The following is a 13563-nucleotide window of genomic DNA, read 5'->3' as shown; positions in this document are numbered from 1 at the left end:
AACACCCGTATTATTGGGGGCTTAGGGGTAGAAAGCACAACACCTTGTGTTCTCCGCCAGAATTTCGCCCACGCCAGCCGCCGTTAAACGCGTTAAGCCCCAAGCCTCAAAATAGGACATAGCAATCCATGCAAGCCAACACGCAACCCCACCCGCCCTTAATTTTAGCCTCTAGCTCAAAATATCGACTAAAACTACTAAACCAAATCGGCTTACATCCACTATGTATTTCGCCCGACATCAATGAAACCCCCTGCACACAGGAAAGCGCCCATGCTCTCGCGACGCGACTAAGCATAGAAAAGGCGCAGAGAATCGCCAAGCCCCATAGCAATGCCATTATTATCGCCGGAGACCAAGTTTGCGACGCAGGCGGCGTCATACTCGGCAAGCCTGGTAATGCAGAAACCGCAAAGCAGCAACTAAGCTTATGCTCAGGCCGAGAAATTATCTTTCACACAGGGCTCTGCGTATTAAACTCCGCCACTAACCATTTACAACACCACACCGCGCGCGTACTTGTGCACTTTCGCGATCTGAGTGGCAACGAAATCGACAACTATATAAAGAAAGAGCCAGCATTTGATTGCGCCGGCAGCTTCAAGATGGAGGGATTAGGCATCAGCCTGTTTAAGCACATTCACAGCGACGACCCCAATTCTCTGATTGGCCTACCGCTAATTAAACTCTGCGAATTTCTTAGAAACGAGGGTCTAGTAATAATTTAGCCCCCACCTTACAACAAAGAACGCTGATGCCTTTCGATTTCCGGCAGCAGCATCGAGAACTCATCAAGCACGGACAGCGGCTCCCACCGCATTAAGCGCTCAACACTGTGGGCGCCATACGACACACCAACACGCGGCATAGCAATCCGGCTCGCCATCTCCAAATCGTACTCGGTATCCCCCACCATCACTGCCTTACCAGGATCAACAGAGCGCTCCGCGCACAATTGGTGCAGCATCAAAGGATCGGGTTTTGATGCGGTTTCATCAGCGCAGCGACTACCACTAAACAGCTTGCTGATCTCTAAACCTGCAAATACACGATCCAAACCCCGCCGACTTTTACCGGTCGCCACACATAAATCATGCCCCGCCATCTTTAATGCCTGCAACGTTGCCTCTACGCCCGGGAACAACTGGCAAGGTTGGCGGTCCGCCTCGATAAAGCAGCGAACGTAGCAGGCTCGCATTTCTTCAACCGCCAACCTATTTAACTCGGGATATAAAAATGCAATCGCCAAGCTCAACTCTAAACCAATAATGTTGCGTATTTCTTCGGCATCACGAACCGCTACACCAAAATCCCGTGCGCCTTGTTGCATGCAAAAAACGATCTTGTCGCTCGAATCTAAAATGGTACCGTCCCAATCAAAAATTATAAGCATTACAATTCACTACCACCAAGCTCTAAGACTTTTTCTAACTCATCAGGCAGAGGCGCCTTCACATTAATATGCCGCCCATCCAAGGTAAACGCCAAAGAGTGAGCGTGAAGAAAAAGGCGCTTAAGACCTAACCGTTTAAAATTGATATTAGCCTCATCATCACCATATTTATCATCACCCAATATAGGGTAGCCTGCGTATTGGCAATGAACACGTATCTGGTGCGTGCGCCCCGTTACCGGCCGCGCCTCGATCAAACTCGCGCCAGCAATACGCTTCACTACGGTAAATTCCGTCAGTGATTTTTTACCCTCAAGCTCAACTCTCACCATTCGCTCGCCAGAATTGAGCACATTTTTTTGTAATGGCGCATTAACCTGCTGCTTGCGAACCGGCCACCTACCCACTACCAAGGCCAAATACCGCTTATCGACGCCTTTGCGGGCTTTTAACAATTCATGCAACTGCTTTAACACGCCGCGCTTCTTTGCCACCATAACGCAACCCGAAGTATCGCGGTCTAGCCTGTGAACCAGCTCCAAACTTCGCTGCTCAGGATACATTTGCCGCAAGGCCTCAATTAAACCAAGCGAAATCCCGCTACCACCATGCACCGCCAAGCCTGAAGGCTTGTTAATAACAATTAAACCTTCATCCTCATACAAAATCGCTGAGCGTAGATTACTATCTAAGCCACCAGGAACCACCACGCCCTCCCTGACCGCCACTCTTACCGGCGGAACACGCACCACATCCCCGAAGGCCAATTTTTGATCAGGCTTAACCCTAGACTTATTAAGCCTCACTTCGCCGCGACGTAAAAGGTTATAAATCCGCGACTTAGGCACACCTTTTAATTCTCGCATTAAGAAATTGTCGATACGCTGCCCTGCGTAATCAGCTTCGACAGTCACCAAGCGCACTACTGGATTGATGACAGTTTCTGAACTCACATACACTCCCGTAACTCATTGAGTTAGTTATTGAATACTGATATAGTCGCCCGGTAGTTACCGGGTCCGGTTCCCGCCACAGCATGGCTGTGACGTGAGGGAAGACCGCCGGCCATCTACTAAGGCAAAGACTGCGATTATGACGCACAGCCTTATTTCCATCAGTGAATAGCAGTGTACCGGCGGCATTCTAACGCAGTGTCGGTACATTAATTAATAGTACTGCCGATATTTGTTTACACCACGGCTGTGAAAGAACTCTGAGAAAGCGACGTAAAGAACGTTACCAATACTGGCGCAGCAAATAAGCGCCCAACAGTAATAGATGAAAGACGCCCAGCGCGGGACTGTAAAAACACACACCCCAGCGAACTGGAATATAAAGGCCAGGTTACAGGCCACACTGATGTACCCGTGCAGCGCAGCATAAACTACTGCGGACCCACAAGGTAATGCAGCGTATATCAGAACGCTTAAAGATGCTCGATCGCACGAGTGGCGCAACAAATCCCGGCTTTTGGGATTTTTAGCTCATGAAAAGAATGCTTATTAACGCAACTCAACCAGAAGAGTTGCGCGTTGCCCTCGTAGACGGCCAGCGCTTATTTGATCTGGATATAGAAAACCGTACTCGCGTACAGAAGAAAGCCAATGTCTACAAAGGCACCATTACCCGTGTAGAACCTAGCTTAGAAGCTGCGTTTGTTGATTTTGGCGCTGAGCGTCACGGCTTCCTCCCCCTCAAAGAAATATCTAAAGAATACTTCTACCGCAACCCTTCCGATGTCAGTGGCCGCGCCAAGATTAAAGATCTTGTCAAAGAAGGCACTCAAGTTATTGTTCAGGTCGAAAAAGAAGAGCGCGGCAATAAAGGCGCAGCATTAACTACCTTTATCAGCCTCGCTGGTCGGTACATGGTATTAATGCCAAACAACCCACGCGCTGGCGGTATTTCGCGCCGAATCGAAGGTGACGAGCGCAGCGAGTTACGAGATGCCCTTAGCTCAATCAACATTCCAGACTCGATGGGCGTTATTGTGCGCACCGCAGGTGTGGGCCGCAGCTCCGAAGAACTGCAATGGGATTTAGATTACCTTCTCCACCTCTGGTCAGCCATCAAGCAAGCCTCAGAAGAACGCAAGGCGCCCATCCTGATTCTGCAGGAAAGCAATGTTATTATTCGCGCCATTCGCGACTATTTACGCGACGATATCGACCAGGTTCTGATTGATGCCGAAGAATCATACAACGAAGCTATGCATTTCGTTGAACAGGTAATGCCGCACTTCAAAAACAAAATTCGCCTGTATAAAGATCAAGTCCCGCTATTCAATCGCTACCAGATTGAAAGCCAAATCGAATCCGCCTTTCAGCGTGAAGTACAATTACCCTCAGGCGGCTCGATTGTTATCGACCCCACTGAAGCACTGGTATCTATCGATATTAACTCTGCCCGGGCAACAAAAGGCGGTGATATCGAAGAAACGGCCCTACAAACCAACCTTGAAGCTGCCGATGAAATCGCCCGCCAGCTAAGATTACGTGATATTGGCGGCCTGATTGTTGTCGATTTTATCGACATGCTAGCAGCGAAAAATCAACGCGAAGTGGAAAATCGTGTCCGCGACGCCATGGAGCCTGATCGCGCCCGCATTCAAATCGGCCGTATCTCACGCTTCGGCCTGCTGGAAATGTCACGCCAGCGCTTGCGTCCGTCACTTGGTGAAACCAGCGCAAAAGTCTGCCCACGCTGCAGTGGCCAAGGCACCATTCGTGACACGAACTCACTCGCGCTATCCATACTTCGCCTTGTTGAAGAAGAAGCCAACAAAGAGAAAAGCGCTGAAATTCGCGTTGTAGTACCAGTAAATGTCGCATCTTACTTATTAAACGAAAAGCGTACCGCTATTTACGATGTGGAGCAGCGCAGCGGCGTACGTGTCGTCGTCATTCCAACACCTGCGCTAGACACGCCACACTTTGAAGTTATGCGCCTGCGGGATAGCGACATTGGTGACGAAAAAGAAATCAGCTACAAAATAGTTGCTGATCTTGAAGCACAAGCTGAAGCTTTAGACGAAGTCACAACAAGCACGCCAGTACCTGCGGCCGTTGTGCGAACACTAGCGCCCAAGAAACCCACCCCAGTCGCCGCGGAAACCAGTAGCGAGAATACCAAGGTAAAATCCAGCTCCGCTGACAATGGCGAAGGCTTTTTCAGCAAGCTAGGCAAAGCGCTTAGCAGTCTGTTTAAATCGGCTGAGCCGGAACCAGAGCCCGAACCAACACCCGCACCACGCCCACGCAACAACAATCCGCGCAACAATAATCGTCCGGGAAACCGCAACAACAACCGAGGCGGACGCAACCGTCGCAACCCAGATCAACGCGCACCTCGTGACGACAAACGAGTCACGGATAATCGCAGCAACAAAGTCGATAACGAGGCAAAGCAAGATGACGCCGTTGTCGATATCACTGCCGCAAGCACAGAGCAGAATACCAGCAATGAGAGCAACAACAGGCCCAAGCGTCGCCCAGGTAATCGCAAACCACGCAACTCGCAAGAGCGCAAACGTACCCCGGCCCCCACTGTAGAGGAAAACGTCGCTGCAGAGCCCGCAAACTCTACTAATGGAGAAGCACAGCTTTCCAGCGAGCCGATAAACAACAAAATAGAGCAAGCTATCGACTTCGACAACAAGGCACAGGAAAAAGCGGATGTTGTCGCCGGTACACCAATTAACCAAGTAAACGATAGCTCCAAGCTACCGGCGACCGAATTAAACGTGCAGGCCGAGCACACCACCAAAAGCATCACCCCGAAAGCAGTTAAAGATAATGACCTCAACACAGCTGCTAAAGAAACCACTAAGCCGGAAGCTGCAGCAAGCGAGCAAGCCCTTAGCAGTGAAGCTCCAGTACCCACTTCAGCACCAGCCCCCGTGCAACCTCAATCAGAAGAGCCGCCAGCAGTCGCAAATACGACTGAGGCAAAAGCTGAATCAAGCCCAGAACCAGTAAAAGTCGAGAGTGACGATAAGCCAAGCCCAGCAAAACCTATCGCAGAGAAACCCACTGCGAAAACAAATGAGCCCAGCACAATCGCTGTCAAAAATACAAAACCACTCGGGCGTGCGACAAATGACCCCCGGATCGCACCAAAACCGATTCAGAACTTGCAGATCGGCACTGCGAGCCCAAGGCCACCCGCATTAGACGCAAATATCGTAGCTATGCCTAATCCGAACCGCCCGAAAATGCCTAGGGCAGCAAACGATCCGCGTAACTAATACCCCACTCTTCTTATATAACCCCAAGCCCAGCTTATACGCTGGGCTTTTTTTGCCTAAATTTCATCCAATCAGCACGTCATCAAACTGATTTATAAGTCTTTTTTATAATACTGCTTGTTTCGCTAAACAAGCTATGTATAATTCGCAACTGCTGCGGAGGGGTGGCAGAGTGGTCGATTGCACCGGTCTTGAAAACCGGCGTTGGTTTATCCCAACCCAGGGTTCAAATCCCTGCCCCTCCGCCACTTTATCCAAAACCTATCAGCTTCCAAACTTCCTTCCCAAGTTACTCCACACCCAGTATGATAAGCTCTGTTTACACTATCTTTGTTTAGTAATTAACGGAGTAAGACATGCAAGACAAATCGGTCTTTCAGGCGCATACGCAGCCCTTAGCCGCACTGGAAACTAGTAAAGTTCTTCGCAACACCTATATGCTACTAGGCATGACCCTAGTAACTAGCGCAATGTGTGCTGGCTTAGCTATGGCAATGAATATTGGTCATGGCACGGGACTTGTTCTTTCACTCCTCGGCTTTGTAATGTTGTTTGTCGTTAATAAAACGGCTGACTCAAGCAAAGGCATCGTTGCCATTTTCGTTTTCACCGGCCTATTAGGCGCGGCCTTGGGGCCAATGCTTAAAATGTACCTTGCCCTACCGAATGGTGGCGAGCTGGTTATGCAAGCACTAGGTGGCACCGCCTTAGTATTCTTTGGCCTATCTGCCTATGTACTTACTACCCGCAAAGACTTTTCGTTCCTTGGCGGCTTTTTGATGATCGGCCTGCTAGTAATGGTTGTTGCTGGTATCGCTAATCTGTTCTTCCAAGTACCTGCAGCGTCTTTGGCTATCTCTGCTGCTGCAGTATTTATTATGTCTGGGCTGATCTTATTTGATACCAGCCGTATTATTCACGGCGGCGAAACCAACTACATTCGCGCCACCGTCTCGCTATACCTTGATATTTACAATTTATTTGTTCATCTGCTGCATTTATTAGGTGTTTTCAGTGGTGACGACTAGCCACACGCTTAACATCTATTTGAACACCGTAGAACAGGGGCTCTTATGAGCCTCTGTTTTGCTATTCTGGTAACGGGCCAACCCTATTCAGATCAATCCAGCAAAACCGCCCTGCAGTTTTGCAAAGCAATTATTGAACGTCAGCACAGCATTTACCGAATTTTCTTCTTTAACGACGGGGTGCATTGCGCAAATAGCTTTATTACCCCACCACAAGACGAACAAGCCATTCCAAAGCAATGGCAAGCTCTTCAGAAAGAACACGATCTCGATTTAGTCATCTGTGTTTCTAGCGCATTGCGTCGCGGTGTTATCGATCAAAAAGAAGCGCAGCGCTATGACGTAACTGGCCATAATATGGCGGAAGGTTTCAATATCGGCGGACTAGGTCAGTGGGTAGATGCCTGTATCAATGCTGATCGCGTCATTCGGTTTGGAAGCTAGATGCATTTCCTCTATTTATTTAGCCGACAAGCCTATGGGCATAGTCTTGCACGTGAAGCTCTAGATATGGCTTTGGCGACAGCAGCGTTTGATCAAAAAGTAAGCATCGTGTTTCTAGAAGACGCCATATATCAACTCCTCAATGCCACGGACGCTCAAAGTGTTGAGACTAAACCACACATCGGCGTAATAAACGCGCTGCCCTTATACGACATTGAGAATATATATTACTTAGATGATGACCGACAAAGTCGCGCCATTAGCGAAAGTAATTTATTAGTGCACGCGAGAGCTATTTCACGCCCAGCGCTACAGCAATTAATAGCCGCCGCAGATCGGGTACAAAGCTTCTAATGCACCTACATATTCTTAATAGCACAGCTAGCCTGAGCCGATGTCAAAGCAGTATTTCTGACACTGATTCAATAATATTAATTGAAGACGCCGTTGTGCTATCAGCATCCATCCCGCAGATATTAAGTGAAAATATTACCGTCTACGCCTTAACTGACGATCTCAAGCGCAGAGGTATTAGCGCGCCAAACAGTATAAAAGAAATATGCTTTACCCAATTCGTTGACCTATGTGCTGCCCACGCACAGTGTCTAAGCTGGTAAAATGGCAGACCTCACCGTACTCGGCCAGAACATTGCCACCGACCCCGACGGTTTTTTAAAAAATTTAGGCGACTGGTCCCCCGATGTCGCCAAAGCCCTAGCAAGCGAATGTGGGATAACTCTCACGGACGAACACTGGGAGCTTATTCTGCTGGTACAGCGTTTTTATCAAGAGTTTGGCCTATCACCCGCTATGCGCCCGCTGATAAAATACGCGAAACTTGAGCTGGGTTCTGAGAAAGGAAATAGTCTCTACTTTTTAACGTGCTTTCCTGACAGTCCCGCAAAAAGTCTCAGCAAAATTGCGGGCCTACCTCGGCCCGATAACTGCCTCTAAACCTCAATGAGTACATCATGTCGGTAGAACACCCCTTCGCGCAGTATGTGCGGATTCTAGGTAAAGGAAAAACCGGTTCGCGATCTCTGAGCGAAATCGAAGCTCAGCAAGCTATGGGCATGATTTTACGCGGTGAAGTCGAAGACGTTCAGCTCGGCGCATTTCTTATGCTGCTCCGCGTAAAAGAAGAAAGCCACGAAGAGCTTGCTGGATTTGTAAAAGCGGCGAGAGATGATATTTCAGCGCCCACAATAGCGGTAGATATAGATTGGGCAAGCTACGCAGGCAAACGCCGACAATTGCCGTGGTACTTACTCGCAGCGCTGGCTCTTGCCGATAGCGGTTTGCGCGTCTTCATGCACGGTGCCGCAGGCCATACCCAAGATCGTATTTACAGTGAGCATGTGCTTGCGACACTAGGTGAGGCACCAGCATCAAACTGGCAGGAGCTTAGCGACAAACTTGATCAATCAAATTTTGCCTATCTGCCCTTAGCCAATTTTTCACCCGTGCTACAGCGAATGATAGATTTGCGTAGTCATTTTGGTCTCCGCTCACCTGTTCACACCTTATCTCGCTTATTAAATCCGTTATCGGCGCCCTACTCCCTACAGAGTATTTTTCATCCCGCCTATGCTGAAAATCATCAACGGGCTGCGGCGCTGCTGGGCCAAGCACATGCAGCGGTCTTTAAAGGCGAAGCCGGTGAAGCGGAGCGCAAACCAGAAGCCGTATGCAAAGTTAAGATGGTTCACAACAAAGAGTTGTCGGAATCTGAATGGCCAAAACTAGTCGATGGCCGCCAAGAAAAGCAAGAAACACTCAATATCGACGATCTTATTAAGGCTTGGCGGGACGACGCCGTCGACGAATATGGCCGCTTGGCTATTCTTGGCACTATCGCCATTGTCATACAGCTACGCTCGCCCGAACTAGATCAGCAGCAATGCCTAGACCAGGCAGCTAACATCTGGCAGAGCCGAAATCGCGCGCGCCTCTCACCACGCTGAAAAGCGCCACACCACGGACACACTATGAGTATTAACCCTATCGACATCGACAATTACCCCGCGATTTTGCAAGACAAAGCGCAGAAGGTCGGGTCGATTTTTACGGACTTAGCACTGCCAGCACCTACTGTTTTTCCATCTCATCCCGCGCACTACCGACTACGGGCAGAGTTTCGTTTATGGCATGACAATGGCGACGCCTACTACGCAATGTTCGACCCCGCTGAACCGAAAACCCCAGTCCGGATCGACAAATTTCCAACCGCATCGAAATCCATAGATGACTTGATGCCGGTACTATTAAATAAAATTATTTGCCAAACAATATTGAGCAAACGCCTATTCCAAGTAGAGTTCCTCAGCACCTTAAGTGGCGATATGCTGGTTAGCCTGATTTATCACCGACGCCTAGATGAAGAGTGGGAAGCTTTAGCAAGGACTTTGGCGAGTGAGCTTAACATTCAAATTATTGGTCGCAGCAAAAAGCAAAAATTAGTATTAGACCGCGATTATGTCGTCGAAAAATTACCGGTAGACGGCGAGCTTTATATTTACAACCAATATGAAGGTGGCTTTACTCAGCCCAACGGAGTGCTAAACGCAACAATGATTAGCTGGGCTAAAAGCCAAGTTAAAGAAAACCCAAACAGCGATTTATTAGAGCTTTATTGCGGTAACGGAAATTTTACCATCCCGCTGTCTAAGCAATTTAGAAAAGTGCTCGCAACAGAAATATCAAAGACCTCCGTTAAAGCCGCGCACGAAAATTTTGCATTAAACAACGTAAACAATATCGACGTATTGCGCATGTCTAGCGAAGAGCTTACCTCAGCACTTAACAAAGAGCGTAGTTTCCGCCGCTTGGAGCACATTGATTTAGACAGTTACAATATAAATACTGTGCTGGTCGATCCACCGCGTGCAGGCCTAGACAACAATACTCGAGAGCTCATCTCAACGTTTGAACATATTGTCTATATATCCTGCAACCCAGAAACGCTACATCGCGATTTGCAAATATTAACCAAAACTCATACCGCAGATGCCTTCGCCCTGTTCGACCAGTTCCCGTACACTCACCATATGGAATGCGGAGTATTTTTAAAAAGAAGGGGCCAGCCATGACAGTGAAGCTAACCGATTTAGAAATTAGCAATGCACTTAATGATCTACCAGACTGGGAATTAAAAGACGGCAAACTATACCGTGTATTTGAGTTTGACGATTTTATTAGCGCCTTCGCGTTTATGACGAGAGTAGCAATTCGCGCTGAGAAAATTGATCACCACCCCGAGTGGAGCAATGTATACAAAACCGTCACTATTGCCTTAACCACTCATGATGCCGGTGGCCTCACTGCAAAAGACCTCGCCTTAGCCGAGGCAATAAAAATTGAGTTTGGACGTTAAACGCCTTGGCATCAAAAAGGAGTTAATAAAACACCACGCCAAGTTGCTGTAAATGCCGACTTAGATAATCATCTAAGCTCGGCATATCATCCGGATGAATATCCAGTACCGACAAATTCAATTCCTTACAGATTTCAGCGCGACGCATCCGCGCTGATATTGCATCTGAATGCTCAGTGGCAGCCCAAAATTCAAGACACACTGCACTATCCGGCAAATAAAAGTCACTGACTTGTAATTCGTCGACGGGTAAAGGTCGATAAATGCTATAACGGACCCCTGCTAAATAGAGCCACTGCGCGATACAACAGTGCTCCCGAGACTTACAGGCCACGCCATCTATGGCCGTCCAGCAGGAAGACTTATCCCCAAATAAATCACCGGTGGCCTGTGGCTCAATTTTGCACTCCTGAATTAGGCGGATAAATGCTTCTCGCTCGCGGATATCCTCAGGCCATAGCACATAGCTTAAACTGCTTTGTTGATTTTCAAATACCTGACCGCCAAGCGCACTGCCTGTTGCGGTCAGCTCCCAACCTCGAGGACTGGGCTTTAACCAGCCCAGCTCGACAAATAGTCGATTTAATTCACGACCACTAAAACCTTCAGGGCGTCCAAGCGCTGTAGCAGACAGCAGCTTATTGCTTTCCATCGCCTTAAAAAGTTGATGCTCAAGTAAGTCCTGCGGCCAGACAATATAGCGCCCGTATCGTTTACTACTCAGGTAGCTGCCCCCCTCAAACTCCCCCTTGGTAGTCAGCGCCCAGCCATCATCAACTTTGCGTATCCAGCCGTAATCCTTGAGAACTGAGAAAAGCTGCTGAACAGGAATTTCACCCTGTTTAGCTAACGCAGACGTAGATATTTTGTCGGAGGACATTCCCTAGCACCTAAGCCTTGGGATAGCGCGCAGCTAAACCTTGGTACACCTCGTCGGCAAATTGACTAGATTGAGCATCTGCTTTAGCCAAAATATCGACTAAATGCACATTATCCTCCTCGCCCTGCCATATTTTTATATAACTTCCGTCTTTGTAACCATGATCCTGCCGGAAGAAATTTAACACGTTATCTGCCTGATCATTCTTTAACTGTAAAGATAAGACCACTTTACCCCTCCCATTACCTCACATAATATTACTCCTAAGGATTTGGAATATGAAAACTTTTCTTTACACTGCATTTTATGAATAGTACCTTAAAAATGAACATGTCGGAAAGCAATATTGTGTAAAGTATGGATTATGTAATCAACACTAGAAGCTCCGCTCCTTTCGCGGTTAATGTGGCAGGACTTCCTCACGCCTACCCGAACCTCTATCTGCTGGAGGTGCTTACGAGACATGCTTACAACACCCAGCTCAAAGCAATGCGGGAAATTCTAGCCTTCGAGAGATTTTTGGACTGCAAAAAAATCTCGGTATTTCATAGGCTCAGGGCTGCATTACCGCCTTTAGACCCAAGCGAACTCATCGACTTGAAGAATTACTTATCATTCAGCTCCGAGTCTCGAAAGGCTTACATTCAGGGAAGGTTATTTTTAGGCACTACGCGGCACAAGAAATTCAGTAAAGTAGTACTGCAAAAAGGTAGCGAGCAACTCATGCAACGATCCAGGGCTGAACAATATGCATCCTGGCGACAGATTTCATGCTACCTAGACTTTTTGGCATCCAAAGTTCGACGTGAAATTCCATTAAAAGTGATCCAGAGTTACGATAACCAGCTTGCTAGCTTCCAAAAAAGCCTAAGCAACACAATACCTCCCGCAAGAAACATACAAACGAAGTATCAAGTCAAAGCATTGCCACCTGATCAGTTTATGGCAGTTGTCAAAGAACTGATCCAGCGTGACCCTGCTGACTTATTCAAAACAAAATCTAATAGACCTTCAACATCTGCACAAAGAGATCGCCTCTACCTTTTGTGTTTGGCAATGACAGGCGGTCGGCCATCAGAAGTTATGAATTTGAGATTGAGGGATTTTCGAAGCGACGGCGAACACTATTATGTCGAATTCAAAGATAGCCGTGATAACAAGCAATTTAGCCGTGAAGAAGTAGCTCCAGGTAAGCGCGCCAGAAACAAATCTGTCGGGCGCCACAATCGAGTCGTACCAGTTCCAAAAGCACTTTTCGACCTGAGAGAGCAGTATCTTAACGGGTTCTATCGGATAGCCATCGCGGCCGCTATTTCAAAGAGTGGATGCAATCTCTCAAAAGGATTCCTGTTTGTAAAAGAAAGCGGTGCCCCCCTCGGATCTAGAGATTACCCCTCAACACTGTTTTCTAGCATAAAAGAACACTTTCTCGTCTTACTTGACAGGTCATCTTCAGAGCTAACAGCAGTTGGGGCAACACATGACTTCATTCCTTATACGTTCCGCCACTCGAGAGCAACTTTATACCTATTTGAGGCTTTCGAATACGCTGAAAGTAAAGGAGAAAAATTTGACCTACAAATGGTTCTTTCTAACTTGCGATCTTTTGGTGGCTGGTCGCTTACAAGTGATATGCCAGAGCACTACGGCAGCCTCTTTACCGAGTGGAGACAGGATGGAATGAACGCCAATTTCGCCAAAAAAATTGATGCCTTTTTTGCTCACAGGCCTGATTTAACATGACGGATTCAAGTATGAAGCATATTTTTAATGGTCACTCAGACTATCAGACACAAGTTTACAAAGACGAGCAGAATGGGGCCGATATCTGGGTAGTTCGGTATGAACGAGAAAAATCTAACCGACTTAAATCCGCGCCTACCTCTAGAAGAAGGCAATGGGAAGAGTTTCAGATCAACTTCGATGAAATCCCGTTCGTCTCTCATGATTTGCGATCAAAGCTAAAGTCAATTTTGACTGCAATTGCCATGAAAGTAGTGCCTGAAACCTTTCTCATATACAAAAAAAACATTTTTTCCGCACTTATTAAAATGGAAGTAGATGGGATTATTTTCATCAATGGAGATCAAATTTCATCTGACGCAATTCTCGCGTATTGGGATCGGTGTTCTGGTTGAATGAACCGGACGCTTTAATAAGAGACAATAGCCGTCAATTATTGGAGTGTCATCATGGGAC

16 protein-coding genes and 1 tRNA gene are annotated in these 13563 nt (G+C 47.6%); 13 read left to right on the top strand and 4 right to left on the bottom strand.

Annotated features, from left to right (window positions below; genetic code table 11):
• The first annotated feature begins 128 nt into the window (after positions 1-128).
• Positions 129-728, top strand: a complete 600-nt coding sequence (locus GVJ32_RS16855; RefSeq protein ID WP_159241250.1) for a Maf family protein — start codon at positions 129-131, stop codon at positions 726-728.
• Positions 729-736: 8 nt separating this feature from the next.
• On the opposite strand, the gene GVJ32_RS16850 is transcribed toward GVJ32_RS16855, so the two are convergent.
• Together GVJ32_RS16850 and rluC are read right to left on the bottom strand one after the other, a co-directional pair.
• Entirely contained in the window at positions 737-1393 is a 657-nt protein-coding gene (locus GVJ32_RS16850; protein ID WP_159241249.1) for an HAD-IA family hydrolase, read from the bottom strand.
• Positions 1393-2346, bottom strand: coding sequence for a 23S rRNA pseudouridine(955/2504/2580) synthase RluC (gene rluC, locus GVJ32_RS16845; protein ID WP_159241248.1), 954 nt, complete (start codon positions 2344-2346; stop codon positions 1393-1395). Before rluC ends, GVJ32_RS16850 begins: the two co-directional genes overlap by 1 nt.
• A gap of 533 nt (positions 2347-2879) precedes the next feature.
• Between rluC and rne the strand changes: the two genes are divergently transcribed.
• The 10 genes from rne (at position 2880) to GVJ32_RS16795 (ending at position 10484) form a co-directional block, all read left to right on the top strand.
• The gene (gene rne / locus GVJ32_RS16840) at positions 2880-5639 is read left to right on the top strand and encodes a ribonuclease E (protein WP_159241247.1); all 2760 of its coding nucleotides are present in this window, start codon (positions 2880-2882) and stop codon (positions 5637-5639) included.
• 158 nt (positions 5640-5797) lie between these two features.
• Positions 5798-5887: transfer RNA gene (locus tag GVJ32_RS16835), tRNA-Ser, on the top strand.
• Positions 5888-5995: 108 nt separating this feature from the next.
• The gene (locus tag GVJ32_RS16830) at positions 5996-6667 is read left to right on the top strand and encodes a Bax inhibitor-1/YccA family protein (protein ID WP_159241246.1); all 672 of its coding nucleotides are present in this window, start codon (positions 5996-5998) and stop codon (positions 6665-6667) included.
• Positions 6668-6712: 45 nt separating this feature from the next.
• Positions 6713-7111, top strand: a complete 399-nt coding sequence (gene tusD / locus GVJ32_RS16825; protein ID WP_159241245.1) for a sulfurtransferase complex subunit TusD — start codon at positions 6713-6715, stop codon at positions 7109-7111.
• Complete coding sequence (tusC, locus tag GVJ32_RS16820; protein ID WP_159241244.1) at positions 7112-7465, top strand: sulfurtransferase complex subunit TusC; 354 nt, start codon at positions 7112-7114, stop codon at positions 7463-7465.
• Complete coding sequence (gene tusB / locus GVJ32_RS18515; RefSeq protein ID WP_159241243.1) at positions 7465-7728, top strand: sulfurtransferase complex subunit TusB; 264 nt, start codon at positions 7465-7467, stop codon at positions 7726-7728. Before tusC ends, tusB begins: the two co-directional genes overlap by 1 nt.
• 1 nt (position 7729) lies before the next feature.
• Positions 7730-8065, top strand: coding sequence for a TusE/DsrC/DsvC family sulfur relay protein (locus GVJ32_RS16810; protein WP_159241242.1), 336 nt, complete (start codon positions 7730-7732; stop codon positions 8063-8065).
• Between the two features lie 17 nt (positions 8066-8082).
• On the top strand, positions 8083-9075 hold the full coding sequence (locus tag GVJ32_RS16805; protein ID WP_159241241.1) for a glycosyl transferase family protein: 993 nt from the start codon (positions 8083-8085) through the stop codon (positions 9073-9075).
• A gap of 24 nt (positions 9076-9099) precedes the next feature.
• Complete coding sequence (trmA, locus tag GVJ32_RS16800) at positions 9100-10200, top strand: tRNA (uridine(54)-C5)-methyltransferase TrmA (RefSeq protein ID WP_159241240.1); 1101 nt, start codon at positions 9100-9102, stop codon at positions 10198-10200.
• On the top strand, positions 10197-10484 hold the full coding sequence (locus tag GVJ32_RS16795) for a 4a-hydroxytetrahydrobiopterin dehydratase (RefSeq protein WP_159241239.1): 288 nt from the start codon (positions 10197-10199) through the stop codon (positions 10482-10484). The genes trmA and GVJ32_RS16795 overlap by 4 nt, the downstream gene beginning before the upstream one ends.
• A gap of 22 nt (positions 10485-10506) precedes the next feature.
• On the opposite strand, the gene GVJ32_RS16790 is transcribed toward GVJ32_RS16795, so the two are convergent.
• Both GVJ32_RS16790 and GVJ32_RS16785 read right to left on the bottom strand, forming a co-directional pair.
• On the bottom strand, positions 10507-11364 hold the full coding sequence (locus GVJ32_RS16790) for a hypothetical protein (RefSeq protein ID WP_159241238.1): 858 nt from the start codon (positions 11362-11364) through the stop codon (positions 10507-10509).
• Positions 11365-11374: 10 nt separating this feature from the next.
• Positions 11375-11593 (bottom strand): hypothetical protein, encoded by a 219-nt coding sequence (locus tag GVJ32_RS16785; protein WP_435808093.1) that lies wholly within the window; start codon positions 11591-11593, stop codon positions 11375-11377.
• Between the two features lie 128 nt (positions 11594-11721).
• Here GVJ32_RS16785 and GVJ32_RS16780 point away from each other — a divergent pair, with 128 nt between their 5' ends.
• Both GVJ32_RS16780 and GVJ32_RS16775 read left to right on the top strand, forming a co-directional pair.
• Positions 11722-13107, top strand: coding sequence for a site-specific integrase (locus tag GVJ32_RS16780; RefSeq protein WP_159241237.1), 1386 nt, complete (start codon positions 11722-11724; stop codon positions 13105-13107).
• A gap of 11 nt (positions 13108-13118) precedes the next feature.
• Positions 13119-13502, top strand: a complete 384-nt coding sequence (locus tag GVJ32_RS16775; RefSeq protein WP_159241236.1) for a hypothetical protein — start codon at positions 13119-13121, stop codon at positions 13500-13502.
• Positions 13503-13563 lie beyond the last annotated feature (61 nt).

It is taken from the genome of Zhongshania aliphaticivorans, from assembly GCF_902705855.1.
Taxonomy (GTDB): Bacteria; Pseudomonadota; Gammaproteobacteria; order Pseudomonadales; family Spongiibacteraceae; genus Spongiibacter; species Spongiibacter aliphaticivorans_B.
This window is presented reverse-complemented; position numbering and strand designations above follow the sequence as displayed.

What these genes read in the sequence shown, in the direction of transcription:
- GVJ32_RS16855 (WP_159241250.1), top strand. Translation starts at nt 129, where the DNA reads ATGCAAGCCAACACGCAACCCCACCCGCCCTTAATTTTAGCCTCTAGC.
- GVJ32_RS16850 (WP_159241249.1), bottom strand. Translation starts at nt 1,393, where the DNA reads ATGCTTATAATTTTTGATTGGGACGGTACCATTTTAGATTCGAGCGAC.
- rne (WP_159241247.1), top strand. Translation starts at nt 2,880, where the DNA reads ATGAAAAGAATGCTTATTAACGCAACTCAACCAGAAGAGTTGCGCGTT.
- GVJ32_RS16830 (WP_159241246.1), top strand. Translation starts at nt 5,996, where the DNA reads ATGCAAGACAAATCGGTCTTTCAGGCGCATACGCAGCCCTTAGCCGCA.
- tusD (WP_159241245.1), top strand. Translation starts at nt 6,713, where the DNA reads ATGAGCCTCTGTTTTGCTATTCTGGTAACGGGCCAACCCTATTCAGAT.
- tusC (WP_159241244.1), top strand. Translation starts at nt 7,112, where the DNA reads ATGCATTTCCTCTATTTATTTAGCCGACAAGCCTATGGGCATAGTCTT.
- tusB (WP_159241243.1), top strand. Translation starts at nt 7,465, where the DNA reads ATGCACCTACATATTCTTAATAGCACAGCTAGCCTGAGCCGATGTCAA.
- GVJ32_RS16810 (WP_159241242.1), top strand. Translation starts at nt 7,730, where the DNA reads ATGGCAGACCTCACCGTACTCGGCCAGAACATTGCCACCGACCCCGAC.
- GVJ32_RS16805 (WP_159241241.1), top strand. Translation starts at nt 8,083, where the DNA reads ATGTCGGTAGAACACCCCTTCGCGCAGTATGTGCGGATTCTAGGTAAA.
- trmA (WP_159241240.1), top strand. Translation starts at nt 9,100, where the DNA reads ATGAGTATTAACCCTATCGACATCGACAATTACCCCGCGATTTTGCAA.
- GVJ32_RS16795 (WP_159241239.1), top strand. Translation starts at nt 10,197, where the DNA reads ATGACAGTGAAGCTAACCGATTTAGAAATTAGCAATGCACTTAATGAT.
- GVJ32_RS16790 (WP_159241238.1), bottom strand. Translation starts at nt 11,364, where the DNA reads ATGTCCTCCGACAAAATATCTACGTCTGCGTTAGCTAAACAGGGTGAA.
- GVJ32_RS16780 (WP_159241237.1), top strand. Translation starts at nt 11,722, where the DNA reads ATGGATTATGTAATCAACACTAGAAGCTCCGCTCCTTTCGCGGTTAAT.
- GVJ32_RS16775 (WP_159241236.1), top strand. Translation starts at nt 13,119, where the DNA reads ATGAAGCATATTTTTAATGGTCACTCAGACTATCAGACACAAGTTTAC.